The organism is Bacillus sp. LJBS06 (genome assembly GCF_016924995.1).
GTDB lineage: Bacteria > Bacillota > Bacilli > Bacillales > Bacillaceae > Bacillus > Bacillus stercoris.
Map to the genome: position 1 here is coordinate 808916 of NZ_CP070483.1, position 25333 is coordinate 834248.

General features: G+C 49.1%; 22 protein-coding genes and 2 pseudogenes. 20 read left to right on the top strand and 4 right to left on the bottom strand.

Annotated features, from left to right (window positions below):
- The first annotated feature begins 4 nt into the window (after window positions 1-4).
- The 15 genes from yesR (at window position 5) to JQX68_RS04065 (ending at window position 20214) form a co-directional block, all read left to right on the top strand.
- Window positions 5-1039, top strand: coding sequence for a rhamnogalacturonyl hydrolase YesR (yesR, locus tag JQX68_RS03995; RefSeq protein ID WP_040083904.1), 1035 nt, complete (start codon window positions 5-7; stop codon window positions 1037-1039).
- 23 nt (window positions 1040-1062) lie between these two features.
- Entirely contained in the window at window positions 1063-3348 is a 2286-nt protein-coding gene (gene yesS / locus JQX68_RS04000) for a transcriptional regulator YesS (protein WP_147773024.1), read from the top strand.
- Between the two features lie 13 nt (window positions 3349-3361).
- A complete protein-coding gene (rhgT, locus tag JQX68_RS04005; RefSeq protein WP_147773025.1) occupies window positions 3362-4060 on the top strand; it encodes a rhamnogalacturonan acetylesterase in 699 nt (232 codons plus the stop codon).
- Window positions 4053-4715: a YesU family protein gene (locus JQX68_RS04010; RefSeq protein WP_103750034.1), complete on the top strand. Its 663-nt coding sequence runs from the start codon at window positions 4053-4055 to the stop codon at window positions 4713-4715. The genes rhgT and JQX68_RS04010 overlap by 8 nt, the downstream gene beginning before the upstream one ends.
- Window positions 4712-5338: a YesL family protein gene (locus JQX68_RS04015; protein ID WP_147773026.1), complete on the top strand. Its 627-nt coding sequence runs from the start codon at window positions 4712-4714 to the stop codon at window positions 5336-5338. Before JQX68_RS04010 ends, JQX68_RS04015 begins: the two co-directional genes overlap by 4 nt.
- A 137-nt stretch (window positions 5339-5475) precedes the next feature.
- Entirely contained in the window at window positions 5476-7320 is a 1845-nt protein-coding gene (gene rhgW, locus JQX68_RS04020; RefSeq protein ID WP_481748474.1) for a rhamnogalacturonan lyase, read from the top strand.
- A gap of 45 nt (window positions 7321-7365) precedes the next feature.
- Window positions 7366-9204, top strand: coding sequence for a rhamnogalacturonan exolyase (gene rhgX, locus JQX68_RS04025; protein ID WP_147773028.1), 1839 nt, complete (start codon window positions 7366-7368; stop codon window positions 9202-9204).
- 52 nt (window positions 9205-9256) lie between these two features.
- Window positions 9257-9910, top strand: a complete 654-nt coding sequence (locus tag JQX68_RS04030) for a rhamnogalacturonan acetylesterase (protein ID WP_147773029.1) — start codon at window positions 9257-9259, stop codon at window positions 9908-9910.
- 5 nt (window positions 9911-9915) lie between these two features.
- Window positions 9916-11910: a beta-galactosidase YesZ gene (yesZ, locus tag JQX68_RS04035; protein WP_205440540.1), complete on the top strand. Its 1995-nt coding sequence runs from the start codon at window positions 9916-9918 to the stop codon at window positions 11908-11910.
- 44 nt (window positions 11911-11954) lie between these two features.
- A complete protein-coding gene (locus JQX68_RS04040; RefSeq protein WP_205440541.1) occupies window positions 11955-14528 on the top strand; it encodes an exo-rhamnogalacturonan lyase family protein in 2574 nt (857 codons plus the stop codon).
- Between the two features lie 122 nt (window positions 14529-14650).
- Entirely contained in the window at window positions 14651-16159 is a 1509-nt protein-coding gene (locus JQX68_RS04045; protein WP_147773032.1) for an extracellular solute-binding protein, read from the top strand.
- Between the two features lie 54 nt (window positions 16160-16213).
- A complete protein-coding gene (locus JQX68_RS04050; protein WP_003233808.1) occupies window positions 16214-17170 on the top strand; it encodes an ABC transporter permease in 957 nt (318 codons plus the stop codon).
- A 13-nt stretch (window positions 17171-17183) separates the two neighbouring features.
- On the top strand, window positions 17184-18071 hold the full coding sequence (locus tag JQX68_RS04055) for a carbohydrate ABC transporter permease (RefSeq protein WP_014663136.1): 888 nt from the start codon (window positions 17184-17186) through the stop codon (window positions 18069-18071).
- An 8-nt stretch (window positions 18072-18079) separates the two neighbouring features.
- Window positions 18080-19420 (top strand): alpha-galacturonidase LplD, encoded by a 1341-nt coding sequence (gene lplD / locus JQX68_RS04060; protein WP_147773033.1) that lies wholly within the window; start codon window positions 18080-18082, stop codon window positions 19418-19420.
- A 98-nt stretch (window positions 19421-19518) separates the two neighbouring features.
- A complete protein-coding gene (locus JQX68_RS04065; protein WP_014663138.1) occupies window positions 19519-20214 on the top strand; it encodes a DUF421 domain-containing protein in 696 nt (231 codons plus the stop codon).
- A gap of 37 nt (window positions 20215-20251) precedes the next feature.
- Here JQX68_RS04065 and hmoA read toward each other — a convergent pair whose 3' ends face one another.
- The 3 genes from hmoA to JQX68_RS04080 all read right to left on the bottom strand — a co-directional run bounded on the left by hmoA (window position 20252) and on the right by JQX68_RS04080 (window position 21632).
- A complete protein-coding gene (gene hmoA, locus JQX68_RS04070; protein WP_041521263.1) occupies window positions 20252-20578 on the bottom strand; it encodes a heme-degrading oxygenase HmoA in 327 nt (108 codons plus the stop codon).
- A 100-nt stretch (window positions 20579-20678) separates the two neighbouring features.
- Window positions 20679-21041 (bottom strand): VOC family protein, encoded by a 363-nt coding sequence (locus tag JQX68_RS04075; protein ID WP_014663140.1) that lies wholly within the window; start codon window positions 21039-21041, stop codon window positions 20679-20681.
- Between the two features lie 96 nt (window positions 21042-21137).
- Window positions 21138-21632 (bottom strand): hypothetical protein, encoded by a 495-nt coding sequence (locus JQX68_RS04080; protein WP_040083887.1) that lies wholly within the window; start codon window positions 21630-21632, stop codon window positions 21138-21140.
- Between the two features lie 196 nt (window positions 21633-21828).
- Here JQX68_RS04080 and JQX68_RS04085 point away from each other — a divergent pair, with 196 nt between their 5' ends.
- From JQX68_RS04085 to JQX68_RS21675, 5 genes and pseudogenes are all read left to right on the top strand, one after another.
- Entirely contained in the window at window positions 21829-22701 is an 873-nt protein-coding gene (locus JQX68_RS04085; RefSeq protein WP_041521264.1) for an STAS domain-containing protein, read from the top strand.
- A gap of 153 nt (window positions 22702-22854) precedes the next feature.
- The gene (locus JQX68_RS04090; RefSeq protein WP_014663144.1) at window positions 22855-23022 is read left to right on the top strand and encodes a YezD family protein; all 168 of its coding nucleotides are present in this window, start codon (window positions 22855-22857) and stop codon (window positions 23020-23022) included.
- A 109-nt stretch (window positions 23023-23131) separates the two neighbouring features.
- Complete coding sequence (locus JQX68_RS04095) at window positions 23132-23776, top strand: Bax inhibitor-1/YccA family protein (RefSeq protein ID WP_014663145.1); 645 nt, start codon at window positions 23132-23134, stop codon at window positions 23774-23776.
- Window positions 23776-23843: pseudogene (locus tag JQX68_RS21930) on the top strand (hypothetical protein); the annotation flags it as partial. The gene JQX68_RS04095 and the pseudogene JQX68_RS21930, both read left to right, overlap by 1 nt.
- Window positions 23843-24172, top strand: a pseudogene (locus JQX68_RS21675) (FAD-dependent monooxygenase); the annotation flags it as partial. The pseudogenes JQX68_RS21930 and JQX68_RS21675, both read left to right, overlap by 1 nt.
- Before the next feature lie 34 nt (window positions 24173-24206).
- On the opposite strand, the gene JQX68_RS04105 reads toward JQX68_RS21675, so the two are convergent.
- Complete coding sequence (locus tag JQX68_RS04105) at window positions 24207-25277, bottom strand: DUF3900 domain-containing protein (RefSeq protein ID WP_014663147.1); 1071 nt, start codon at window positions 25275-25277, stop codon at window positions 24207-24209.
- Window positions 25278-25333 lie beyond the last annotated feature (56 nt).

Below are 25333 nucleotides of genomic sequence, written 5' to 3' on the forward strand. Positions count from 1 at the left end.
GCAGATGGCACAGCTTATCTTTGATGAAGAAAAGGTGGCGTCCGTCATTGATCGGATCGTGAAACGGACATTTCAGATGGATTTTGCGTGGGATTGGCCGGGCGGCGTCGCGTTTTACGGCGTGGCGGAGGCCTACGAGGCGACGGAAAACGAGGAATATATCAATCTGCTAAAAACGTGGGTGGATGAACAGCTGGAGGATGGGCTGCCGCCGCTTTCGATCAATGGCGTTTCTATCGGGCATACACTTTTGTTCCTCCACAAGGTGACGGGTGATGAGGTGTATTTGGAAACAGCGGGCGAGATGGCGGAATATGTGCTGCATAAGGCGCCGCGCTTTGGCGAGGGCATCCTTCAGCATACGGTGAATGCGGCTGAATATGTATTTCCTGAGCAGGCATGGGCAGATACGCTGATGATGGCGGGGCTGTTTATGCTGAGAATCGGGAGAGTGATGGAGCGTGAGGATTATTTTGAAGATGGTCTGCGCCAGTTTCACGGACATGAGGACGTGCTTCAGGACCCTGTCACGAATTTGTACTACCACGCCTGGGACAACAAAGCGCAAAATCATCTGTCGGGGATTTATTGGGGCAGGGCGAACGGCTGGGCGGCACTCACAATGGCAAAGGCGCTCCCGCTCATTGAGGTGACGCATCCTTCCTTTATGATCATTGACGGATCGCTCAGAGACCAGCTGAGCGCGCTTGTCCGGCTTCAGGATGAATCAGGGCTGTGGCATACGATTTTGGATGATCCGGATTCTTATCTGGAGGTTTCGGCATCGGCCGGTATTGCCTCTGCTCTGCTGTCGAGCGGAAAGCTCTATACAAAATATGTGCAGAAATCGCTTGCCGCCATTTTGGATGCGGTGGAAGAGGACGGACGGGTCAGCAAGGTATCGGCCGGGACAGCCGTCATGAAAAATGCCGAAGGATACAAACAGGTGCCTTACAAACGAATACAAGGATGGGGACAGGGGCTTGCGCTGACGTTTCTTGCTGATGTGTTGAGAACGAAAAAACGCGTGTATCAGTAAAGACCAGCGGCGGGGGGAAAGGGATGAAAAAACAGCCTCAACAGAAGGAACGGGTTTCTCGCTGGAAGGGAACGTATTTCAAAAGAAACTTTTTCTTCATTTTGCTGATTGCCTGTATTCCCGGATTACTGACTGGCGGCGCAATCTATTTTCTTTCGATCGACAAGGTGGAGAAAGAGCTGCAGAGATCGCATGAAGCACAGGTGGCGCGTGAGGTCAGCCGAATGGATGAGAAGCTGGGCGTGCTTGAGCTGGCTCTCACCCAGATGGCCTACGATTCTTCGCTGATAAACGGATTGGCCGAGAGGGATTTGGAGAAAGACTTTACGTTTTCCTATCAATTAACGAAAAAGCTGTTTCTTTTGCGGGACCAGCAGCCGCTGATCGAGCGGGCTTCCATCTTTCTGAACAGCCCCCGGCCTCTTGTGCTGAGTCCCGAATACAGCGCTTTGACAGAACGGGAGGCGCTTCGCAAGTATCGCTCGCTGCTTGCCTCAGACCAAAGCATTTATTGGAAGCGGTCGGGAAATCAAGCGATGCTGATTCAGCTCATTCCGGGCGCGGCGGAGAAACCGTTCGGCGCGATCATGCTGGCGGTTGATCTGAAAGAAATGGCATCGATCCTGCAAAGCTTGTCCCCTTATCCTGATGGCAGTGCGCTGCTTTTGGATCAAAATCAAGAGGTGCTCTTTCATGAGGGGGAAAAAGATTTTGAAAAGACTTTGCTTCATGAGGTAAAAAAACAGCCGAATGAGAAAGGCCATTTTCAGATGGAATGGGACGGCAAGGTGTATTCCGTTTCCTTTGGAGAAATGAACCGAATGCATCATCAATGGACCTTTGTGTCAGCGGCGCCTCTTTCTGCCATTACAGCGCCGATGGTGTTTTTATCCAAAGTAATCATTGTGATGCTTGTTATTTGCATCGGTTTGGCGGTATGCATGACATGGTATGCATCAAAAAAAATCTATCGTCCCATCCAGCATTTGCTTGGCTTGTTTACCGGTGGAGAGAAGAAAGTATGGCAGGCATCCGGGCAGGATGAATTCAAGTGGATTGAAAAGAGATGGCAGGATCTATCCCTTGAAAGCCGGAAGCTCCAAGAGCAGCTCCTGCGGCAGACGCCCCATATGAAAAAGAGTTTTTTGCAGCATCTCTTGCAGGGTGATTTTTACTACGACAACGAGGAAAGTCTCAGATCTCGGATGGAGGAGGCCGGCTGGAACATCGGCGAAAACGAGTTTCATGTGCTGGACCTTCAATTGACAGGGCTCCGCTGTGAAAAAAGCATCTTCTGTTGTGATGATGAACAGCTCGCTGTGTTTACACTGACTAATATCGCTGAGGAATTGGCGGCTAAACGCGTTTTTCAGCTCTCCATACTTGATATCGGCCGGCTTTCTGTCACCGTGCTTGTGGTGACAACAAACAGCTCTGATCTCAAAATGTATATAACGGAGCTGGCACGCCAATTTGGGGATGTAACCGGACTATGCCTGACCTCGACATTGAGCAGCAGGACGGAACGTGTCACGGAAATCCCTTCTTTATTTCAGGATGTGAAAAGCGGCAAATCCCGCAGGCAGTTTGCCAATCGGGATCAGGTCATTGATTTGCAGGCCGACTTCCCGCAGGATAAGCAGTCTGCCCCTTATTACCCTTTTGAGCTGGAAAAACAGATTGTTCAGGCCATCCGGCTGGAAAGAAAACAGGAAGCCCAGGAACTGATAAATAGCTGTATGAAGGAACTGGCGGAAAAGGCGGCCATAGACAGGCATGTGCATTCTGCTCTGATTCAGCTGTTCTCCCGCATTCAGGAGGATATTTTGCATTCCGGTCTTAATCCCAGCGAACTGTTTCAGCATCGAAATCTGCTTCTTGATATTTCAGAATTGCGTGAACCTAATGAAGCGGCGGCCTGGCTGATGGATATTGTGGTGACGCCTTACCTTTCCAAGCTTGAAGGCAGAAAAAACAGACAGCAAAAGCAGCTGGTAGAACGTGTGATAACGATGATTCACGATCAGTATATGGCGGACATTTCATTGGAAAGCTGTGCCGATGCGTTCGGCATGAATTCATATACGTTAAGCAAGGCATTTAAGCAAGTAACCGGCATTAACTTTATCGATTATGTGACCCAGATCAGAATCGAAAAGGCGAAAGAACTGCTGGTCAATACGAATAAAAAAATTCATGATGTGTCAGAAGAAGTCGGCTACCGCCACAATTACTTCAATCGGATTTTTAAAAAACAGGTCGGCATGCCGCCGGGTGTCTTCAGGCAAATGTATCAGGAAACGCCGTGAAAGGAGAGAACATGTGATGGAGAAACCGATTCACGTATTTTTGGCCGGGGATTCCACTGTGAGTGACTGCTCGCCTCATGAAGCGCCAATGGCGGGATGGGGGCAGGTATTCGGGCAATTGTTTTCTGAAGAGGTAGTGGTGCACAATCACGCCAAAGGAGGAGCGAGCACCAATTCTTTTGTGGAGGAAGGGAGGCTTCAAGCAATTGCCGAGGGCATGACACAAGGCGATTATTTGTTGATTCAATTCGGCCACAATGACCAAAAACCGCGGGGGACGAAGCCGTACTCCACATTTCAGCAGTTCCTTACTTTGTTTGCAGATACGGCACGCGAAAAGGGCGCGCATCCTGTTTTCGTCACATCGGTGCAGCGCCGCCGCTTTGACGAAAACGGACGGATCGAGCATACACTCGGTGAGTATCCCGATGCGATGAAAGCACTGGCGAAGGAGCTCGATGTACCTGTGATTGATCTGCTCGCGAAAACAAAGGTGCTGTATGAGGCATACGGTCCTGAGGAGTCGAAGCGATTGTTCGTTTGGTTTCAGCCGAATGAACATCCGAATTATCCCGACGGCATTGAGGACAATACGCATTTTTCGGAAAAAGGTGCAATGGAGGTTGCGAAGCTTGTGGCAGAAGGCATTGAAGAGCTCGGACTTCCGCTGAAGGACCATCTTGTGAGCCGGGAGGGAAAAGAACATGTATAAGAAAGGCGCGTGCCTGTACCGTAATTCGCTCCAGTCAGAAAGCGATGTGAAGAACTGGCGGATGGAGGGTGGCGGACAGGTCTCATTTGATGATCACAGCATGCACCTGTCACATGTCCAAGACGAAGCGCACTTTGTCTTTTGGTGTCCGGAAACCTTTCCGGACGGCATCATTGTGACATGGGATTTCTCCCCGATTGAGCAGCCGGGATTATGTATGCTGTTTTTTTCCGCTGCGGGGATTGGGGGCGAGGATTTATTTGATCCAAGTCTCCAGAAAAGAACGGGAAAATACCCCGAGTATCATTCAGGGGACATCAACACTCTCCACCTGTCATATTTCCGCAGAAAATACCCGGAGGAAAGAGCATTCCGCACCTGCAATTTAAGAAAAAGCCGCGGTTTCCACCTCGCCGCAATGGGAGCCGATCCGCTGCCTTCTCCAGACGACGCTGATTCTCCGTATCGTATGAAGCTCATTAAAGACAAAGGCTATGTGCGCTTTTCAATCAATGATCTTCCCATTCTTGAATGGATGGACGACGGCAGCACATACGGGCCTGTTTTAACTAAAGGAAAAATCGGGTTCCGGCAGATGGCGCCCATGAAAGCCGCTTACAGAGATTTTGCCGTACATCAAGCGGTGAGAAGATGAAGACGACCGTAACGGATGCACTTTATGCAGGATGCGAAGCGGTGGTGAAAATCGCATGGCTCAACGGGCTGTGGCTGTTATTTACCCTTTTGGGCGGCGTTCTTTTCGGTTGGGCGCCGAGCACAGCCGCGATGTGTGCCGTGATAAGAAAATGGCTGATGGGGCAAAAAGATGTACCGGTATTTCCGTTATTTCTCGATACCTATAAAAAAGAGTTTCTCAAAGTTAACGCGATCGGATTGGTGTTTTCGGCTCTTTTGCTCATATTGTCCGCGAACTATCATTATTTTTCGGCCAGTACGGATTGGCTGTCCTTTGCCGTAACAAGCTGCACGCTGCTTGCAGGGCTATTGTATATCATCGCGCTGATGTATGTGTTTCCCCTTTATGTGCATTACCAGCTCCCGCTTCGCAAATATATTCCGCAGGCACTGCTGTTTGGCGCCATGAGCCCGCTGACGACCGGCTGTATGCTGATCGGGTGCGGATTTGTCCTTTATTTGCTGTATACGCTTCCCGGCCTGATTCCATTTTACGGCCCCTTTTTATTTGGGCTTGTGATGATGTTTTTTGCTCTTAGGGGATTTCAAAAGACGGAGGCCCAGCATCACCAAGCCGGGTAACAAAAAAATGACACATACGCAAAAAAGTGCAGTGGCCGAAATAGGCAGATGCAAAAAAGTGAAATTGAAGACAGCTCACACAGCGCATAAAATCCAATTTAGGTAAGCGCTTACAAAAAATGAGAAGGAGCTGTCTGATGATTACACGAAGGAAACGCATGTTTACCACTGTTACGTTGCTGGTCTTGTTGGTGATGGGAGCCTCTGTATATCCTGTGAAAGCTGAAGGGGCAGCGCGGCAGATGGAAGCGCTGAACCGGGGGCTTGTCGCGGTCAAGACGGACGGAGGCATTTTTGTCAGCTGGCGGTTTCTTGGCACCGAAAACGCATCTGTTTTGTTCAATGTGTATAGAGACGGGCAAAAACTGAATGCTGCGCCTGTCAAAGCCACGAACTATGTGGATAAAAACGGATCGGCCGGCTCAACGTATACGGTTCGGGCCGTCGTTAACGGTACCGAGCAGGCGGCATCTGAAAAAGCCTCCGTATGGGCGCAGCCGTATCATTCCGTCCCGCTGGATAAACCGGCTGGCGGCACGACACCAAAAGGTGAAGCTTACACCTACAGCGCCAATGACGCAAGTGTTGGCGATGTGGATGGTGACGGGCAATACGAGCTAATCCTGAAATGGGACCCATCTAACTCAAAAGACAACTCGCAGGATGGCTATACAGGTGACGTGCTGATTGATGCCTATAAACTTGACGGAACGAAGCTATGGCGGATCAATCTCGGCAAAAACATCAGAGCGGGCGCGCACTACACCCAGTTTATGGTGTATGACCTTGATGGTGACGGAAAAGCGGAAGTGGCAATGAAAACGGCGGACGGGACAAAAGACGGCACGGGCAAAGTGATTGGAAATGCCAATGCTGATTACAGAAATGAACAGGGGCGTGTGCTGTCAGGGCCGGAATACCTTACTGTGTTTCAGGGGGCAACCGGGAAAGAACTTGTAACAACAAATTTTGAACCGGCGCGCGGCAATGTATCGGATTGGGGAGACAGCTACGGCAACCGTGTTGACCGTTTTCTCGCCGGCATCGCCTACCTTGATGGACAGCGGCCGAGTCTGATCATGACCAGAGGGTATTATGCTAAAACCATGCTAGTCGCTTATAACTTCAGGGACGGAAAGCTGTCAAAGCTTTGGACGCTTGACTCCTCAAAGCCAGGAAATGAAGCGTTCGCAGGACAAGGGAATCACAACCTGAGCATTGCGGACGTTGACGGGGATGGAAAAGATGAGATTATTTTCGGCTCAATGGCTGTTGATCATGACGGCAAAGGCATGTACTCAACGGGCTTAGGCCATGGGGATGCCCTCCATGCCGGGGATCTTGATCCGAGCCGGCCGGGGCTTGAGGTGTTTCAGGTACATGAGGACAAAAACGCCAAATACGGCTTATCCTTCCGTGATGCGGCAACCGGAAAAATCCTTTGGGGCATCTATGCCGGCAAGGACGTAGGCCGCGGAATGGCTGCTGATATCGACCCGCGTTATCCGGGGCAGGAAGTGTGGGCCAACGGTTCCCTTTACTCAGCGAAAGGGGCCAAAATCGGAAGCGGGGCTCCTTCCTCGACCAACTTCGGCATATGGTGGGACGGCGACCTGCTGCGGGAACAGCTGGACAGCAACCGAATTGATAAGTGGGATTATCAATTCGGCGTATCGAAAAATGTGCTGACCGCATCAGGCGCATCCGCTAACAACGGCACAAAAGCAACGCCGTCACTTCAGGCTGACCTGCTTGGAGACTGGCGTGAGGAAGTGGTGTGGAGAACGGAGGACAGCAGCGCGCTCCGCATTTATACGACGGCCATTCCGACTGAGCACAGGCTGTACACGCTGATGCATGATCCTGTGTACCGGCTTGGCATCGCCTGGCAAAATGTCGCCTATAACCAGCCGCCGCACACAAGCTTTTTTTTAGGAGACGGCATGGCGGAACAGCCAAAACCAAATATGTATACGCCTTAACTGAAAGGGGGAAGGAACGGGCTGCGCCCAGCCCGTTCCCATCAAATGAAACCAAAAAAGAGGCAAATGGAATACTTGACCAGAGGTTTGATTGCGGTACAGACAGAACAGGGCGTGTTTGTCAGCTGGCGTTTTCTCGGAACGGATCATGAGACGACGGCTTTTCACCTTTATCGAGATGGAAAGCGAATCACTCACGATCCGATCGCTGACAGCACTAATTTTCTTGATCAAAACGGAACGGCAGACTCTGTTTATCAAGTGGCGGCTGTCAATAAAGGACGGGAAGAAAAGCTTTCCAAGGAAGCCTGTGTTTGGCAGGAAAATGTTCTTGAGGTACCGCTTGCCAAACCGGAAGGCGGTGTGACGCCGGACGGAAAGCCGTACACTTACAGCGCCAATGATGCCAGTGTCGGAGATGTAGATGGGGATGGCGAATATGAAATAATCCTGAAGTGGGATCCGTCCAATTCAAAAGACAACGCTCATGACGGTTATACCGGGGAGGTGCTCATAGATGCCTATAAACTGGACGGCACCTTTTTGTGGCGCATCAACCTCGGCAGAAACATCAGAGCGGGTGCTCATTATACGCAATTTATGGTGTATGACCTGGACAGTGACGGAAAAGCAGAAATCGCCATGAAAACAGCTGACGGCACAACAGACGGGAAAGGACATATCATCGGTGATGAGCATGCCGATTTTAGGAACGAACAGGGCAGAATTCTGTCCGGACGGGAATATTTGACCGTGTTTAAAGGAGAAACCGGTGAGGCGCTCACCACTGTTGAATATGAACCGCCCCGCGGCAAGCTGGAGGATTGGGGAGACGGCTATGGAAACCGGATGGACCGTTTTCTCGCCGGAATCGCTTACTTGGATGGGGAGCGGCCGAGCCTTGTAATGGCACGCGGCTACTATACGAGGGCGGTGCTCGTGGCATACGATTTCAGAAACGGAAGGCTCAAAAAACGCTGGGTATTTGACTCCAACCATCCGGGACATGAAGCGTACGCAGGACAGGGGAACCACAGCTTGAGCATGGCAGATGTGGACGGAGACGGAAAGGATGAAATCATCTATGGCGCAATGGCGGTCGATCATGACGGAACCGGCCTGTACTCAACGGGGCTCGGACACGGAGACGCGATGCATGTAGGGGATCTGGACCCGTCACGAAAAGGGCTTGAAGTGTTCCAGGTGCATGAGGATGCCGCGAGGCCGTACGGACTGTCACTGCGAGATGCCGGAACCGGTGAGATATTATGGGGCGTCCATGCTGGAACTGATGTTGGCCGGGGCATGGCGGCTCATATTGATCCAAGCTACAATGGGTCGCTCGTCTGGGGAATTGATCCGCCTGGCAATGATGGCATGTCGTATGGGCTTTTTACGAGCAAAGGAGAAAAAATCAGCGACAAAGCGCCCGCTTCAGCCAATTTCGCCATCTGGTGGGACGGAGATTTGGTCAGAGAACTGCTTGATCATGACTGGGACGGAACGATCGGCAGGCCAAAGATTGAAAAATGGGATGCTGAAAATAGCTGTCTGAAGACGATATTTCGGCCGGACGGCGTGCTGTCCAACAACGGCACGAAAGGAAATCCTGTTCTTCAGGCCAACCTGTTCGGGGACTGGCGGGAAGAAGTGATATGGAGAACGGAAGACAGCAGCGCACTCCGTATCTATACAACGACACATCTCACTCGCCACCGTTTTTACACGCTGATGCACGATCCGGTTTACAGGCTCGGCATCGTTTGGCAGAACACCGCCTACAACCAGCCCCCGCATACGAGCTTTTACCTCGGTACAGGGATGAAAAAACCGCCGAGGCCCGCCCTGTACATAGCGGGCAGCAAAGCGGAGGCAACGCTGTAGGAGGACTAAGGGATAAGAAGCAGCCGTATAAAAAACGAGGAGGAATGAAAAAATGGCAAATCATATTTATCTCGCCGGCGATTCGACTGTTCAAACGTATGGAGACAGCACAAATCAAGGGGGCTGGGGGCAGTTTCTCGGCTCACATCTGCCGGAGCACATTCAAGTAATCAACAGAGCGATTGGGGGAAGAAGCTCGAAAACATTTGTGGAAGAGGGCAGGCTTCAGGCGATCCTGGATGTGATCGAGCCGGATGATTGGCTGTTTGTGCAGATGGGCCATAATGACGCATCGAAAAATAAACCGGAGCGCTACACCGAGCCTTATACTACCTATAAACAATATTTAAAACAGTACATCGCCGGCGCGCGGGAAAAAGGCGCCCATCCGCTTCTCATTACTCCCGTAGCCCGATTTCACTACGAAAACGGCGTGTTTTTGAACGATTTTCCTGATTATTGCATTGCCATGAAGCAAACTGCTGCTGAGGAGAATGTCCAGCTCATAGATCTAATGGAGAAAAGCCTTGCTTTCTTTACTGAGAAGGGCGAGGAAAAAGTGTACACCTATTTTATGGTTTCAGAAGGGATTAACGATTACACGCATTTCACAAAAAAAGGCGCAAATGAAATGGCGAAACTTGTGGCAAAAGGCATAAAGGAGCTCGGCCTGCCATTGACTGAATCGATCATCAAAGAAGGGTGAAGAATGTGAGGAGAAAACTATATCACGGGGCTTGCTATTATCCGGAATTATGGGATGAAGAGACGATTCAGCAGGACATTGACATCATGCGTGAAGTTGGCGTGAATGTTGTGCGGATTGGCGAATTTGCCTGGTCTGTCATGGAACCTGAAGAAGGAAAAATTGACATCGGTTTTTTCAAAGAAATCATCACCCGGCTGTATGATAGCGGCATCGAGACGATCATGTGCACGCCGACGCCTACCCCGCCGATTTGGCTGTCACACGGCCGGCCCGAACGCATGCATGTCAATGAAAAAAGAGAGATCATGGGGCATGGCTCCCGTCAGCACGCCTGTACGAACAACCCGTACTTCCGAAAAAGAGCCGCCATCATCACGACAGCCATCGCCAAGGAGCTTGGCCGGCTCCCGGGGCTGATCGGCTGGCAGCTAGACAATGAGTTTAAATGCCATGTCGCAGAATGCATGTGTGAGACGTGCTTGCGTCTATGGCATGACTGGCTCAGAAACCGCTATGGCGTGATTGAGCGGTTAAACGAAGCATGGGGAACCGATGTGTGGAGCGAAACCTATCAGACGTTTGAGCAAGTGCCGCAGCCGGGGCCGGCCCCGTTTCTGCATCACGCCTCTTTAAGGACCATGTATCAGCTGTTTTCGATGGAGATGATCGCTTCGTTTGCGGATGAACAGGCCAAAATCATCCGCTGCTATTCAGATGCGCCGATCACGCATAACGGATCTGTCATGTTCAGCGTGGACAATGAGCGAATGTTTCAGAATCTCGATTTTGCCTCCTATGATACGTACGCTTCGCAGGAAAACGCCTCTGCCTTTTTATTGAACTGTGATTTATGGAGAAATCTGAAACAGGGGCGCCCATTTTGGATTTTGGAAACGAGTCCGTCGTATGCCGCCTCGCTTGAAAGCTCCGCTTACCCGCACGCCGACGGGTATTTGCAGGCCGAAGCCGTATCGTCCTACGCCTTAGGAAGCCAGGGGTTTTGCTACTGGCTGTGGAGGCAGCAGCGTTCAGGCAGCGAGATTTCCCACGGTTCGGTTCTCAGTGCCTGGGGCGAGCCCACCATCGGCTACCCAAATGTGCTGGCGGTTGAGCGGGCAAGAAAGGAAATCGAACCGATTATTCTATCGACTGAACCCGTTCAAGCCGAGGCGGCGATGACGTACTCTGACAGAGCAAAAGCATTTATCAAAACTGAGCCTCACCGGGGACTCCGGCACCGTTCGCTTGTGACGCATTTTTATGAACGCCTTCTCAATACGGGGATTCACCGTGACCTCATTCCGGAAGGCGCTCCGCTGGACGGCTATCGTTTGCTGTTTACGCCATTTGTGCCGCATTTGTCTTCTGAATTTATCAAAAAGGCTACGGCATTCGCTGAAGCCGGCGGCATCTGGATCGCCGGGCCGCTGGCAGGAGGGCGCACATCCGAGCATACGATTCATACCGATTGCGGACTTGGCGAACTTGAGAAAACGTCAGGGATCAAAACGCTGTTTACCTTTCCGATGAACGAGAACGTGAATACAGGAAAAGCGTTTGGCATCACGGCGCCGCTCGGACTGTGGAGCGCGGTGTTTGACACAGAGAGCGGAAACACCCTTGGCACGGTTGAATCGGGACCGGGGGCTGGCCATGCTTTTTTGACGGAAAGGAATTACGGCGAGGGGAAAATCGTCATGCTGGGCTCGCTTCCAACCGGGAAAGACGGGGATGCGATGCTGGCGGCGCTTGTCAGGCATTACGCCGCTGAGGCAGCCATTTCTGTCCGCTCGGATGTGACACCCGGCACGATCGTTGTCCCGCGCAAAGGCGATAACGGCCTCGTGTGGATCATCGTGAATATGGATGGAAAAGGCGGAAGCGTGACACTGCCGGAAGCGGGAACGGATCTGTTGAAAAAACGTTTGGAAAAGGCGGGGAGGCTGGCGGTGGGACCGCATGAATACCGTGTAATTCAGTTTGACAATCACAGCTGATTCTTTGCATCGAATCAGCTTTTTTCTATGGAGGGAGAGGACCGATGAAAAGGATCAAATGGTTATCAGAACAGCCAAAGGTGACAAGCGGTGTGACGTGGGGCGTGCCATGGAAAAAAGGAGAATTAAAAAAGGGTGACCGTCTGGCGCTTCTGAATGAAAACGCGGAAATGCGATATGTGCAAAGCGAACCGTCGGCCTATTGGCCTGACGGGAGCATCAAGTGGACGAAGCACGCGGCGGTGTTTGGCGGTCAGGAGAACCAAAGCTTTACAGTGCAAAAAGGAGAAGCACCGCAGCCGACAAAATCGATCAGCATTCACGAGTCAGCGCATGACATCCAAGTGGATACAGGAACGCTCGTCTGTACCATTCATCAAACAGGCTTTGATTTCATTCAATCGCTGCAGATCAACGGAAAGCCGATCGCCGCAGGCGGGAGGCTCGTTGCCATAAGAGAAACGAAAAAGGAGTCAGCGGCGGAAACGGTTCTTTTTCAAGAAACGTCTGTCAGCCTTATCAAACAGGCGGCGATTGAGCAAAGCGGTCCTGTCAAAGCAGTGGTCAAAATCGAGGGAGTTCATGTGCTCCATAAAACGAATGAAGAATGGCTGCCGTTTGTCATCCGTTTGACGTTTTATGCGGGGCTGTCTGAGATCGGCCTTGTGCACACGCAGCTGATTGACAGGAGCGGTAAACAAGAATTCATTAAGGGACTCGGCATCGAATTTGACCTTTTTTTGGAGGGAGAGCCGTACAACCGCCATTTTCGTTTTGCGGGAGAGAAGGGGATGTACAAAGAACCCGCCCAGCTGTTTGGCACACGTAAATTCAATGAACGGTATCCGCTTTATGAAAAACAAATCAATGGCGAAACGCTGTCACCAGATGAAGAGCATAAGGAATGGTTTGCGCACGGAACACAGAATGCGGTATGGGACGAGGTGAAGCTTGTTCAGGATTCAAGCGATCATTACAGCCTGTCAAAACGGACCGGAAAAGATTATGCGTGGGTCGGCATGCTGCATGGCAGCCGGGCGAAGGGGCTTTGCTATGCGGGCGGCGTAAATGGCGGTGTGGCTCTCGGCCTGCGGTATTTCTTTGAGAAATATCCGTCAGCTCTAGAAATCACAGGTCTTGCCGGCAGTCATCCAAAAATGACCGTCTGGCTTTGGCCCCCAGATGGAGAAGCGATGGATTTGCGGCATTATACAGGAAATACCCATGTGGCCAGCGCGTATGAAGGCTTTGATGATATGCGCTCTGATCCGACCGGCATTGCGAACACAAATGAAATCAGCCTGGCGTGCTTTTCGCACATGCCGTCTGATGAAGTCCTAAATGCGCTCGCTGACAAATGGCAGGCGCCGCCGCTCCTGGTATGTGAGCCGAACGTCTATTACGAATCAAAAGCGCTCGGGGTTTGGAGCATCATTGACACATCCCATCCGCTCAAAAAAGAGCTTGAGGAACAGCTTGACGCCGCCTTTCTGTTTTATAAAAAGGAAGTAGAGCAGCGCAAATGGTACGGATTTTGGCATTATGGCGATGTCATGCATACGTATGATCCAATTCGGCACATGTGGCGATATGATCTCGGCGGATACGCATGGCAAAACAATGAGCTCGTTCCGACCCTATGGCTCTGGCAGGCGTTTTTCCGCTCAGGCAGAGAGGATATCTTCCGAATGGCAGAAGCCATGACCCGCCACACGAGTGAAACGGACAGCTTTCATCTCGGTGAATACGCCGGGCTTGGCTCACGGCATAACGTTGTGCACTGGGGATGCGGCTGCAAGGAAGCGAGAATCAGCATGGCCGGACTTTATAAATTCTATTATTATCTGACGGGTGATGAACGGACGGGAGATCTTTTGACAGAAGTGAAGGATGCCGATTATGCCCTTGTCAAAACCGATCCGATGCGCGCTTTTTACGAGAAAGGCAAGCACCCGACTCACGTGAGAACGGGGCCGGACTGGGCAGCGTTTTGCTCAAACTGGCTGGCGGAATGGGAGCGTACCGAAAATCCGGAATATCTCAAAAAAATCAAAACGGGCATCAACTGTCTAAAGCAGCTGCCGCTCCGCTTATTATCCGGCCCGACATTTGAATATGATCCGGCGACTTCGATGCTTCATCATATGGGAGACGGCATTGCGGGCGGATATCATATGATCATTGCCTTCGGCGCGCCGCAAGTGTGGATGGAGCTGGCTGAGCTTCTTGATGACCGGGAATGGGAGGAAATGCTGAGTGAATTCGGCGAATTTTACACCCTCAGTGATGAGGAAAAACGCAAAAAAAGCAGAGGCGCGCTTCATGACAAGCATTTTCACTGGCCGATGTTCGCAGCTGCCATGACAGCCTACGCTGCGAGAAAAAAACAAGATCCTCATCTCGCCGCCAAAGCGTGGAATCTTTTGCTCGATGATAAGCTCAGCCATACGCCGCTTCCGATCAAACCCGAGCGCATCGAGACATGGACGCAGCTGGAGGAACTCCCGTGGGTGACAACCAATACCGTCTCCCAATGGTGTTTAAACGTCATAGCAGCACTGGAACTGATCGGAGATTCTCTTCCGGCAAAAAAAGAAACATTGGGCAAAAAAGGATAACAGCCGGAATTTCATAGGAGAAATGAAGCAAAAAATGAAGATTGCAAGAATTTATGTAAGCGCTTTATATTGGGAGGGGCAAAGGGGAAATGCAAAGTGAAAAAAAGGGGGACTTACGCATCATGAAAATAAAAATGCGAAAAAAATGGCTGGCCTTGCCGCTTGCTGCCATGATGATCGCCGGATGCAGCAATTCGGAAACATCCAGTTCAGCGGGCGGTTCGAAAGACACGATTAACATTATGGCGCCGCTCTTATCGCCGGAAAGCCCGAGTGAAAAGAGCCCTTCATTAAAAGCGCTTGAAAAATACACAGGCAAAGAGATTAAGGTGACATGGGTGCCTGATTCATCCTACAACGACAAATTCAACATCGTCATGGCTTCAGGAGAGATGCCTCACGCGATTGTCATTAAAGATAAGTCAGCCGGCTTTATCAAGTCTGTCAAAGCAGGGGCATTTTGGGAGCTGTCCCCTTATTTAAAAGACTACAAGAATTTAAGTCAGGCAGATGAAAAGATTTTGAAGAACAGCTCGGTGAACGGCGAGGTGTACGGAGTCTACAGAACGAGGGACCTGATCAGGGCGTGTATGATCATCAGAACCGACTGGCTGAAAAATGTCGGCCTGGATATGCCGGAAACGCTTGATGATTTCTATGAAGTGCTGAAAGCTTTTAAGGAAAAAGATCCTGACGGGAACGGCAAGGATGACACGTACGGCATGGTCGTGCCGAAATGGATGGGGCTCGGCAACGGAAGCCCGTGGGATGTTCTGCAAATCTGGTTCGGCGCCCCGAACCGCTACGGTGTTGAAAACGGAAAGCTGATTCCTGATTTTACAACGAAGGAATACATGGAGGCGCTCAAGTTTTTTAAAAAGCTCTATGATGAGGGCTTGATCAATAAGGATTTTGCGGTCATGGATTCAGCAAAGTGGAATGATCCGGTTGTGAAAGGAAAAGCGGGTGTCATCGTTGATACAGGCTCCAGAGCGTCTCAGATCCAAAGCGCGATGGAGGAGGCGGATGAATCGAACAAGGATATCATTGATATTGTCGGCTCGCTTGAGGGGCCGAATGGCAAACGCACCTTCCCGACATCCGGTTATTCAGGCATGATCGCGATACCAAAATCAAGCGTCAAAACCGAAAAAGAGCTGAAAGAGGTGCTGTCCTTCCTCGATAAAATGAATGATAAGGAAGCGCAGATTCTCACGAACAACGGAGTGAAGGGGCGCAATTACGAGCTCAAGGACGGCGTATTCACCTCACTTGAAAAAAACAACAAATCCCTCCTGTATGAGCACGAAGGCTTGGCGCAGTTCAGCATGTCGATCCCGAAAAGCGAGTATTACATCGAAGACCAGAAAACAAAGCTCTTTCAGCATCGCAAAGACATCATAACTGAAGGAGAAAAAATAGCCGTCTTTAACCCGGCTGAGTCGCTTGTATCTGATGTCTATACCCAAAAAGGAGCCCAGCTTGACAACATCATTCTCGACGCGAGAACACGATTTATCATTGGAGAAATTGATGAAAATGGGTTCGAGGATGCGGTGGAGCTTTGGAAAAAAAGCGGCGGCAATGACCTGATGAAGGACTTGAACAAATTGTATCAATCGTCAAAATAAACCGATGCGCCTGCCGCTCGGCGGGCGCGCCGGTACCACGAAAGGAGAACAGATATGGAAACAGTGCCGAAGAAGGGAGATTCACCTGTTCTCACTGCTGGAAAAGGCATCAGCTGGATGGCTGCGCTCAAACGGGACAAATGGCTTTATCTTCTTCTTATTCCCGGTCTGCTTTATTTTTTGATTTTCAAATACTTGCCGATGTGGGGCGTCCTGATCGCATTTAAAGACTATTCGCCATATCTCGGCTTCTGGAAAAGCGAATGGGTCGGCTTTGATTACTTCAAAGACTTTTTTATGAATCCGGATTTTTTCCGGCTGCTGCGCAACACCCTCATGCTGGCGAGCTTGGATCTTCTGTTTGCCTTTCCCGCGCCGCTCATTTTGGCATTGCTTTTGAATGAGGTGAGAAAGGCCGTGTATAAAAGATGTATCCAAACCTTTATTTACGTGCCCCATTTTGTATCCTGGACAATTGTAGTCAGCATCACCTTCGTTTTCTTTACTGTCGATACAGGTGTGATCAACAAAATGATTATGAGCCTGACAGGTGAGCAGATTTCTTTCTTGTCTGATGCAGACTGGTTCCGGCCGATGATTGTGATGCAAAGCATTTGGAAGGAGACAGGCTGGGGGACGATTCTATTCTTGGCCGCGCTGGCAACTGTTGACCAAGAGCAGTATGAAGCCGCCATCATGGACGGAGCGGGCCGGTTCAGGAGAATGTGGCATATTACGCTGCCAGCAATCAGAAGCACCATTATCGTTTTGTTGATTTTAAGAATCGGCAGCTTTTTGAATCTCGGCTTTGAACAGGTGTATTTGATGACGAACTCGCTCAACCGCAGTGTGGCTGATATTTTTGACACGTACGTGTACATGATGGGGATTACCCAAGGCGCGTACAGCTACAGCACGGCGGTCGGTTTGTTTAAATCGGTTGTCGGGATTATTTTGATTTTCGGCGCCAATTACATTGCGAAAAAGTTTGATCAGGAAGGATTGTTTTAGAGGAGGGAGAGGTATGGCTGAAATTCACACGATGCATAACACCAAAGCCGGACGGGTGTTTGACGTCTGCAACATTCTGTTTCTCGGCGGTGTCGGAGCGATTACCATTTTGCCGTTTTTGTACATTATCGCTGGTTCCTTTGCGACAGAAGCGGAACTTGCCCAGCGGAGCTTCTTTATTTTTCCGAAAACCTTTACACTCGATGCTTACAAGTATGTGTTTTCGACACCGACGTTCATTCGAAGCATGGGCGTGTCCATCTTCATCACCGTGGTCGGGACGGCTGTGCAGCTGTTTTTCACCTTCACGATGGCATATCCGCTTGCGAAGCGGCATGTGAAGGGACGGAATCTGCTGTTGAATCTGGTAATTTTCTCGATGCTGTTTTCCGGCGGCATGATCCCAACGTACCTTGTCGTAAAATCACTCGGCCTTTTGGATACGTATTGGGCATTGATTCTGCCGATGGCGATTAATCCGTTCAACCTCATTATTATCAAAAACTTCTTTCAGCAGCTGCCGCGCGAGCTGGAGGAGTCGGCAAAAATTGACGGGTGTTCCGAAATCGGCGTCTTCTGGCGGATCGCCCTGCCGCTGTCAAAGCCGGTCATCGCGACCTTTGCGCTGTTTTATGCGGTCGGGATTTGGAATGATTTCTTCCACGCTCTCTTATATATCAATGACAGTGCAAAATGGCCGCTGCAAATGGTGCTTCGCCAAGTCACGATTTTATCGGATTTAACGGCGACCAATGGCGATACGTTGCAACATGCCGTTCCGCCTGAGCAAGGTATAAAGCTCGCCGTCATTGTCATTGCGACGCTGCCGATTTTGGCGGTCTATCCATTTTTACAAAAACACTTTGCAAAGGGTATGCTGATTGGCTCGGTGAAAGGCTGAGAAAGGGAGTGTTTCATATGAGTACGTTACATCAGATTAAAATTGCCTATATCGGCGGTGGGTCCCAAGGCTGGGCCAGAAGCCTGATGAGTGATTTGGCGATTGATGAGCGAATGTCAGGCATGGTGGCGCTCTATGATCTTGATTTTGAGGCCGCCCAGAGAAACGAAGTGATCGGCAATTACAGTGGAAACGGCAGATGGAGATATGAGGCCGTTTCTACTTTGAAAAAGGCGCTATCTGGCGCGGATATCGTCATTATTTCCATTTTGCCGGGTTCTCTGGATGATATGGAAATTGATGTTCACTTGCCAGAGCGCTGCGGTATTTATCAGTCTGTAGGTGATACTGTCGGGCCGGGCGGAATCATCAGAGGCTTGCGTGCTGTCCCGATATTTGCGGAAATTGCCCGGGCAATAAGAGACTACGCACCAGAGTCCTGGGTTATTAATTATACAAACCCGATGTCTGTCTGTACTAGAACGCTGTATAAAGTATTTCCCGGAATCAAAGCGATAGGCTGCTGCCACGAGGTGTTCGGGACGCAAAAGCTATTGGCGGAAATGGTCACGGAAAGGCTGGGAATAGAGGTGCCGCGGAGAGAAGATATCCATGTTAATGTGCTCGGCATTAACCATTTTACATGGATTACGGCAGCCTCTTACCGCCATATTGACCTGCTGCCTATATTCCGTGAATTCAGCTCGCACTATGGGGAATCAGGATATGAGCTGGAGGGAGAAAGCTGGAGGGACAGCGTCTTTCATTCGGCACACCGTGTTGCGTTTGATTTATTTGAAACGTATGGCGCGATCCCTGCTGCGGGTGACAGGCACCTGGCAGAGTTTCTTCCCGGTCCATATCTTAAACAGCCTGAGGTATGGAAATTCCATCTCACACCTATATCATTCAGAAAACAAGACAGAGCACTGAAACGACAAGAAACAGAACGGTTCATTCAGCAACAACGGGGTGTTGCTGGGAAAGCTTCGGGAGAAGAAGGCGTGAACATCATAGCGGCCCTTCTCGGATTGGGTGAACTCGTCACGAATGTAAATATGCCGAATCAAGGCCAGGTCTCAAACCTTCCTATACAAGCCATTGTCGAAACAAACGCATTCATCACAAGGAACAGTGTCAAGCCGATTTTTTCCGGAGCGCTTCCAAAAGGTGTGGAAATGCTGGCGGCTAGGCATGTATCCAATCAGGAGGCAGTGGCGGAAGCTGGTTTGACAAAGGATACAGGCCTCGCGTTTCAAGCCTTCCTTAATGACCCGCTTGTCATGATTGACCGCAATGATGCAGAGCAGCTTTTTGATGACATGCATCAAAGCACCATACAAAGCTGAGCAGGCCGATTTTTCTAGCAGGGTGAGCTTCTTTCGCGGTTTAGAAAGGAAAGCATTGACCATACTGATAGTATTATCAAGAAGTAGGTGCTATCAATATGGGAAATTATTTAAGTGTTGCGGTGGAACTGGTCTGCGGTTTAGGCATTTTATTTATCATTTTAAAGCTTCTCGGGAAAACCCAATTTTCTCAAATTACGCCGTTTGACTTTATTTCTGCTTTAATTTTAGGAGAATTGGTCGGAAATGCCGTTTACGATCATGAAATCAAGATCAAAGAAATTATTTTTGCTTCGCTATTGTGGGGCGTGCTGATTTATATTATTGAATTTATCACGCAAAAAATGAAATCATCGCGGAAGTTTTTAGAGGGCGAGCCGAATATCGTCATCCGCAAAGGGGAGCTTCAATATAAAGTATTGAAGAAAAATAAGATGGACATTAACCAGCTGCAAAGCCTTTTGAGGCAAGCGGGGAGCTTTTCAATCCAAGAAGTAGAATATGCGATTCTTGAAACAAACGGGATGGTCAGCGTGCTCCCCAAATCCGACTTTGACAAACCGATAAATAAGGATTTGCAGATTCCTTCGAAGTCTGTTTCTCTGCCGATCACTTTAATCATAGATGGAGAGATTGTGCAGGATAATTTGAAGGAAGCAGGTGTGGATGAACAGTGGCTGAAGCAAGAATTGAAAAAGAAGAACATTGATAAGGCGGAGGACGTGTTATTTGCGGAGTGGCACAAAAATAATCCGCTGTATACCGTAACCTACGAACAAAGCAGATCAACATGACTCTTTGAAAAAAAGCTTGCAGCGAGGCGCAAGCTTTTTATTGATTATATGTCCCTTGTTTGACAGCACGTACATGGTACATGCTCACTTCAGTGTTGATCAGATAGTCAGGCTTTGGTTTGCCTTTGTTTGCTTTATGGCCGGCGATATGCGCATCGCTTTTTTCCCATTGTTTCCAGTGATCCTCTGATTCCCAGCGAATCATGACAACAACTTCTTCATCACCGCGGCGCACATTTTTCTCAAGCACTGTCACATCAATTAAACCTTCTTGTTTTTCAATGATTCCTTCAGTACTGAAACGTTCTATGACTTTATCTGCAAAGCCTTCTTTAACCGTCATTTTTCTCAACTGTACAAACATTTGTCTCACTCCAATCATTCTCACATATGAATAATTGTAAATGAAATTCATTCTCAATGTCAAAAGAAAGCGCAGGGCGGAATGAACCGCCGTGCGCAGTTTATTCTTTTAATAAAAACACATTTCCGTCTTCGTCCTTAAATTGAACGAAGGTGCCCCACTCCATTTGATTGGGCTCACCGAGAAATTCTACGCCGTTTGTCTTCATTTTCTCGTATGTACCGAAGATGTCTTCACATTCAAACACGATAGAAGCCTTCATTTGCTCAGAGCCTTTCATCATGGCTTTCGGATAAATGACTAAACGAGTCTGAGCACCTTTTGGCGCAACCTCCAGCCAGCTTGCTTCAGGTCCCATCGGGTGGTCGGCTGCAATATCAAAGCCTGCCTTCTCAGTCCAAAATTGTTTCGCTTTCTGCTGGTCTTCAACATATACAGCTACAGTGCCAATTTGTTTGATCATAGGGGAAACCTCCAAGTTGCAAAGATAATAATACTATAACCTGTTTAAGGCCGAAGTAACACAAAAAATCAGCCGGGAAAACCGGCTGATTTTTGATTAAAATGAGCAGCTCACAACATCGATCTGATTTGTGTCTAAGGCGAAATAAACCCAGCGGCGCCGTGAATGATCCCAGTAAAAGCCGCCGACGGATCTTCTGCCAAGGATAATTGGGTAGAACCAAAATGAGCGGCCATTGGTTAACCAAACATAGGTAAACCGGAAAAGGCAAGGACGAATGGTGATTGGTTCAACTAACAAAACGGCTCCTTGAGAACTCTGCGGTTTTTTTGGTTTCGCTGGTATTTGGGAAGGAGGAGGTCCCTGTGGCGCACCGCCGAAGCCCGGAGCGGCGCCGCTGCCGATGCCAGGGCCGGAGCCGCCGCCAAAGCCCGGAACGGCACCGCCGCCAATGCCAGGGCCAGAGCCGCCGCCGAAGCCCGGAACAGCGCCGCTGCCAATGCCAGGCCATGGATATCGATATTCATATTCAAAAGCAGGCCAAGGCTCATAAAAATGCCCTGCAAACATATAAGGATCAACATAATACATGTGATAACGCCCTTTCTCATTGTAAACTGTACACTGCAGTTTATGCGGGCAGACTCTTATTGGTGCATTCGCCTATGGATATAAACTGGAATGCGTTCAGGGAGCAGATTCATTTGATTTTTTCCTAGTCTTATTCACAATTTCGATTTATCATTTTATAATGAAAGTGCTTCTATTACGAAAAAGGAGACAGACCGTGAATATCGATCAATTATTATATCAATATATCATAGACCACACTGCGGACATTACTGAGAAATGGTTCAGTTTACGCTGCCAGCTACAAGGCGAACTGTATTCCGCCGACCATTTAAGTGCAGAAACGAAAACGCTTTTAACCGAGCAGCATACGTTTACCAATATAACAATTGCAAGCGCGTTTCTAGAGGATCAAACCGATTTTCAAGAAAATATGGCGAAATGGGCGCAAACCGTTGCGAAAAACAGGGTAGAGCAGGATGTTCAGGTGCATGAGGTCGTAGAAGCCATATCCAATTCTAGAATCTCATTCTGGGACGCAGTCGTCACATTTATAAAAGAAAATCAGGAGATCGTCACAAATGAAGATGCAGACCGATGGAACCGCATTGTGAATCAGTCGTTCGATAAGCTGATTATTGAATTCTCCGAGCAGTACCAAAAATTCATGCTGATGAGGCTTACATCTCAGCAGGAACTGATCTCAGAGCTTGGCTGTCCGGTCATTTCCATTGCTGATGGAATCGGGATATTGCCGCTTATCGGCTCAGTTGATACAAAACGGGCACAGATCATTTTAGAAACAGTGCCGGTCCGCTGTGTCGAGAGAAAAATCACAAGCCTCGTCGTTGATCTTTCGGGTGTCCCGATTGTGGATACCATGGTGGCGCAGCAATTGTACAACCTGTCTAAAACGCTTTTCTTATTAGGCGTCAAAGCCGTATTTTCAGGGATTCGCCCGGATGTGGCCCAAACATCGATTCAATTGGGGCTTGATTTTAGTGAATATGAAACGTATGGCACGCTGAAGCAGGCATTAGAAAACATGGGTGTCCGCTGTATTGTTGAGGAATTGGAAGAAAACAAATAGGAAGTTCCAGGCATATGATTGTCCATCATCGGGTGATCATATGCCTTTTTGATTTGAAGAGAAATCACCATTGATTTATCAAAAAAAACATAATATTATAATTCTTATAAGAATACTGTGAATTAAAACCTATTCAACAGGGGGGAAGGTCTTTTGGTTTCAAAATTAACGATTGATCCGGAAGTGATTGAAAAAATCATCAGTTCGCTGGAAACGCTCGATTTCGGCACCGTTCAGATTACGGTTCATGATTCTCAGGTTACCCAAATTGAGAAAATAGAAAAGCATCGTTTTTCGCTGAAAAGGAAAGAATCGAAATGATAACGTAAAGGGCGTTTGTTTTCATTAAATTCTCCTTAAAACATATACATATTTCATCCAATTTTTATATAATAGACCTTTAAGATCATTTTTTAGGAGGATTTTTGACATGCAAGCTACGGTTCACGAGAGTAAGCAATCGATCATGCAACGCATTTTGACAGTCTTTGTCTTCACATTGCTGATCGCGACTGTCGGCCTTTTTATCGGCCAATTTGTTCCTGTCGCTTTGATGCTGCCGCTTTCTATTCTTGAAGTGGCGATGATTATTATGGCCTTCTGGATGCGCAGAAGAAAAGCGGTCGGGTATGCGTTTGTATATACATTCGCGTTCGTTTCCGGCATTACCTTATTTCCGATCGTCAGCCATTACGCTTCCATCGCCGGCGCCTATGTCGTGCTTGAAGCCTTTGGTTCTACATTTGTCATTTTTGCCGTCTTAGGCACAATCGGCGCAAAAATGAAGAAGGATTTATCCTTCCTGTGGTCATTTCTGATGGTAGCGGTGCTCGCCCTCGTTGTGGTTGGCATTTTCAACATTTTCAGCCCGTTAAACTCAGCGGCGATGATGGCGTATTCCGTGATTGGAACCATCGTCTTTTCCCTTTACATTTTGTATGATTTGAACCAAATCAAGCACCGCCACATTACGGAAGACTTAATTCCCGTTATGGCATTATCGCTGTACCTTGACTTTATCAACTTGTTCATCAACCTGCTTCGCTTCTTCGGCATTTTGAGCAGTGATGATTAATGAAAAAGCGCCTGTCATTGGATAGGCGCTTTTTGCCATACACAAAAAGGCAGGTGGAGTGTTGATGAGTATCCTATCATTTTAAATACACTGGAGCAGGTCACAGTGCTGGAGCCATGGTGAAAAGGCCCGTCGTCATCGGAGGAGACGCCGCCCACGCCGGAGCGCCGACCCTGGCGCAAGGAGCGGCAATGGCGATCCCGGATGCCATCGTCCTCTCCGGAGAACCCAAAAACCACGCCGATCACGAAACAGCTTTACTGGGCCTACTTCAAAAGAAGAGCGCTCAAAGTCCAGAACCTATCCTCAGAAATCGTCCGCCGCGGGCTGAAAGGAGAGCTGGGAGCGGAAGAGCTGATTGGGGAGTGCTATGCGGTGTTGAGGGAAGGGTATTAAATTGGAAAAGTCCAGAAAGTGATTTCTGGACTTTTTAGTCTTGCTCTGTTTTATTCCTTATCCGCTCAATCACCTCATGCAGTCCCTCAGGCTTATAAAACTCCACCGGCGAACTGCCCTTCTCAAACGAAATTGTCTCGGCTTCAATCAGCGCGACATAGCGCCCGTTCACTTTTGCGAGATGAATGGAGTCGCCAAAATCCGCTAGCAATCCTTTAATCTCTGTTTCTCCGACTTTCATTTTCAGCTGGGCCTCTGGCGTGTGCTCGATGATTTGGGCGGAGGCTTCGATCACTTGATGGGTGTCGAGGCGCTCTTGGATCTCCCGCTTTTCGCTCGCTTCCCAAATCTCAATGTCGTGCTCGAACTGCTTGAGCTCTTCGCTGTTGTCTTCAAATGTCTCGTAGACGTGCTCCTGCACCATGTTCATGACCTGGTTTTTCATGATTTCCGGCATCGATTCGCCGTACTCGACGAATTTCAGAAAGTCCTCAAAATAGCGGGCGTGCGAGGCCTGGTGGATTTTCAGCTCGCCTTCCTCGACCATTCCTTCCTCGGGCATGTACGGGTATTGGATGCTTTTCATGTTTTTTGTCGTGATCGCCATTTCGACTTTTTTAATGAGAGAAGACGCGTCAGAGATGCGGGCGACCTTCGGCTCAAAGTCACATTTCATAATGAAGACAAATGACTCGTCAAAGTATTTTCTCGGCACGGCTGAAGCGACGAGAAACACGCCGCCGCGGACTGCGCTTGTGTCGAGGTACGTGCGGACGAACTGCTCGCTCAGCTCATTGAAGTCTTCTTTTGTTGCCGCCAGACGCGCGCGGTTGAACATGTTGTAGTTTGGGTTGGAATCAAGCTCGTGGCCGGGCTCGACGATAAAATGGCCGATTTTCGTCGGCACCTGCTCAGACTGCGGATGACGTTCTGCTTTCCGTTTGACGATTTTTTTCAGTTCCCCGTCGAGAAAGTCCTTCAGCTCGCTTTCTTCAAATTCGCCCGTATCAAGGGTCTGAAAGTGCTTGAACTGTTTGTTCGCCTGCTCATCCTTGCCTTCCACCTGTATGACATAAAAGGATAAAAACCGAATTTCAAAATCCATATGTGAACTCACCTTATTCGTGTATTGTACAGCTTCTCAAGTATAGAAAAAACAGC

Coding starts and splice junctions, on each gene's coding strand:
- JQX68_RS04080 (WP_040083887.1), bottom strand. CDS start 21,632: ATGTATTATGTTGATCCTTATATGTTTGCAGGGCATTTTTATGAGCCT.
- yesS (WP_147773024.1), top strand. CDS start 1,063: ATGAAAAAACAGCCTCAACAGAAGGAACGGGTTTCTCGCTGGAAGGGA.
- JQX68_RS04015 (WP_147773026.1), top strand. CDS start 4,712: ATGAAGACGACCGTAACGGATGCACTTTATGCAGGATGCGAAGCGGTG.
- JQX68_RS04105 (WP_014663147.1), bottom strand. CDS start 25,277: ATGGATTTTGAAATTCGGTTTTTATCCTTTTATGTCATACAGGTGGAA.
- JQX68_RS04065 (WP_014663138.1), top strand. CDS start 19,519: ATGGGAAATTATTTAAGTGTTGCGGTGGAACTGGTCTGCGGTTTAGGC.
- JQX68_RS04030 (WP_147773029.1), top strand. CDS start 9,257: ATGGCAAATCATATTTATCTCGCCGGCGATTCGACTGTTCAAACGTAT.
- JQX68_RS04095 (WP_014663145.1), top strand. CDS start 23,132: ATGCAAGCTACGGTTCACGAGAGTAAGCAATCGATCATGCAACGCATT.
- yesR (WP_040083904.1), top strand. CDS start 5: ATGGCACAGCTTATCTTTGATGAAGAAAAGGTGGCGTCCGTCATTGAT.
- rhgX (WP_147773028.1), top strand. CDS start 7,366: ATGAAACCAAAAAAGAGGCAAATGGAATACTTGACCAGAGGTTTGATT.
- JQX68_RS04075 (WP_014663140.1), bottom strand. CDS start 21,041: ATGATCAAACAAATTGGCACTGTAGCTGTATATGTTGAAGACCAGCAG.
- JQX68_RS04045 (WP_147773032.1), top strand. CDS start 14,651: ATGAAAATAAAAATGCGAAAAAAATGGCTGGCCTTGCCGCTTGCTGCC.
- JQX68_RS04050 (WP_003233808.1), top strand. CDS start 16,214: ATGGAAACAGTGCCGAAGAAGGGAGATTCACCTGTTCTCACTGCTGGA.
- hmoA (WP_041521263.1), bottom strand. CDS start 20,578: ATGTTTGTACAGTTGAGAAAAATGACGGTTAAAGAAGGCTTTGCAGAT.
- JQX68_RS04040 (WP_205440541.1), top strand. CDS start 11,955: ATGAAAAGGATCAAATGGTTATCAGAACAGCCAAAGGTGACAAGCGGT.
- rhgW (WP_481748474.1), top strand. CDS start 5,476: ATGATTACACGAAGGAAACGCATGTTTACCACTGTTACGTTGCTGGTC.
- JQX68_RS04010 (WP_103750034.1), top strand. CDS start 4,053: ATGTATAAGAAAGGCGCGTGCCTGTACCGTAATTCGCTCCAGTCAGAA.
- JQX68_RS04055 (WP_014663136.1), top strand. CDS start 17,184: ATGGCTGAAATTCACACGATGCATAACACCAAAGCCGGACGGGTGTTT.